We start from the raw sequence: 2159 nt of genomic DNA on the forward strand, positions 1-2159 counted from the left end.
TTGATATTATGATATTTTATTGACATGGACTCGTATGACATAGTACGGTCGGTTAAATCCTAAAAATAGTTCCACCCTTTTTTAGAATAATCTTATCTCCACCGTTAAAAAAGGAAGACTATGAAAAAACTCATCAAACCAGCGATTTTCGTTGTTCTCGGCATTATCATCGCTTTTCCAATGTTCAGTTTGACGTACTATACAATGGCGAGGACCTCAACACCTGGATTTTGCGCATCATGCCATGAAATCAGGCCCGCCTATAACGCCTGGAAAACATCCACCCATGTTAATAACGCCCAAGGATTTACAGCCGATTGTATGGATTGCCACCTGCCTGCACCGCAGGACACGATAAATTTTTTCTACACCAAAACAGCCCATGGCATTAAGGATATATTTGTTCATTTTACATATGGAACATATGATCGCGAAAAGAGTCGAGAGCATGCTTACGAAACCTTTCAAAATGCCCAATGTCAAAAATGCCACCGAAATATTCTGCATATCCCAAACAAACGGGGTGCCATGCTTGCCCATCGGACGGTTTTGTATCCAAGAAAAGGATATGAAAAAAAATGTGTGGACTGCCACAGGAATCTGGTTCATGTGGATAGTGATATATATCGGTATAAACAAAATCAAGCGCCGTATAGAGGTTTAGGTATTTAATTTGGACTTAATGACTTTAAATATAAATACAGGGGGAACAATGAAAAGGAATGTACTTGTTTTGCTATCGGCAGTATTTTTCATTGGCATATTTCAATCCACTGCGTTCAGTGCGGATGTTCAGACAAATATGCCAAAATCAAAGGAATTCAGAATAGAAAGATCCATGTCACCCCAGGCCATGGCCTGTGTCGAATGCCATAAAAAACAGCATCCGGGAATCTTTTCGGACTGGGCTGCAAGCCGTCATGCCAGTGCCAATATCACCTGCTATGATTGCCATGCTGCAGAATCCCATGACCCGGATGTCAGCCAATCTCATTTTAAAGAGTATGAAGCCAATGATACAAAATACGGGCAGAAGAAATACATGGTCCCGGTCTCTGCCGTTGTAACACCGAAAGACTGCTCCAGGTGTCATCCGGATGAAGCCATGCAGTACGGCAAAAGCAAACATACCAATACGCTTGAAATTATCTGGAAAATAGATCCTTGGCTTAATAATGGAATGAACAGCGATTTTGAACGAGTAAACGGCTGCTACCATTGTCACGGAACAATTTTGAAAATGACGGACAAAGAGCTTGATCCCGCAACCTGGCCCAATGTCGGCGTCGGCAGGATTAATATGGACGGTAGCAAGGGCAGTTGTACCAGCTGTCATACACGACACCGTTTTTCTGTGATGGAAGCAAGAAAGCCCCAGGCTTGCGGTCAATGTCATCTGGGCCCGGATCATCCTCAAATAGAAATTTTCACAGAATCCAAGCATGGCGATATTTACGATGCTTTTGGCGATGAATACAACTGGACCGCCGCGCCAGGTACCTGGACACCCGGTGTTGATTTCAGGGGACCCACTTGCGCATCATGTCATATGTCAGGCGCTGGCAGCGTTATGACATCTCATGATGTCACTGAACGATTATCCTGGGAATTGCAGGCCCCGTTGACCGTTAGGCCTGAAGATTTTAAACCGCTTCCTGCTCAGACCAACTGGAAGGAAGAGCGGACCAAAATGCAGGAAGTCTGTATGCAGTGCCATGGAAAACGGTGGACTGAATCCCATTACAGCCAGATGGATCAAACCGTTAAAGAATATAATGATGTCTATTTCAAACCAGCCAAAGCAAAACTGGATGAGCTTTATGAAAAAGGGGTGCTGGACAAAACCCGGTTTTTTGATGAACCTCTTGAAGTGGAATATTATGAATTGTGGCATCATGAAGGTCGGCGGGCAAGGATGGGCGCGGCAATGATGGCCCCCGACTATTCATGGTGGCATGGTTTCTATGAATGCAAAAAACGTTTCAATGGGTTCATGGAAGAAGCAAACCACCTGATTGAAAGCGGTAAGAAATCTTATAAAGCAGAAAATTATCCCAATGCGACTGGGGATACAACAAAGCCACCTGAACTGTTTAAATAAACATTAGTTTCAAAAATGAATACAGCCGCCCAAAATAGTTTTGAGCGGCTGTATCTTT

The 2159-nt window shown here is 43.6% G+C and carries 2 protein-coding genes; both read left to right on the forward strand.

Annotated features, from left to right (window positions below; all coding sequences use genetic code 11):
* Window positions 1-120: 120 nt before the first annotated feature.
* The gene (locus ACYQ2M_RS24965; RefSeq protein ID WP_459919119.1) at window positions 121-672 is read left to right on the forward strand and encodes a cytochrome c3 family protein; all 552 of its coding nucleotides are present in this window, start codon (window positions 121-123) and stop codon (window positions 670-672) included.
* Window positions 673-712: 40 nt separating this feature from the next.
* Window positions 713-2101 (forward strand): multiheme c-type cytochrome, encoded by a 1389-nt coding sequence (locus ACYQ2M_RS24970; protein WP_459919120.1) that lies wholly within the window; start codon window positions 713-715, stop codon window positions 2099-2101.
* Window positions 2102-2159 lie beyond the last annotated feature (58 nt).

The organism is Desulfocicer niacini (genome assembly GCF_054657595.1).

Coding starts and splice junctions, on each gene's coding strand:
- ACYQ2M_RS24970 (WP_459919120.1), top strand. CDS start 713: ATGAAAAGGAATGTACTTGTTTTGCTATCGGCAGTATTTTTCATTGGC.
- ACYQ2M_RS24965 (WP_459919119.1), top strand. CDS start 121: ATGAAAAAACTCATCAAACCAGCGATTTTCGTTGTTCTCGGCATTATC.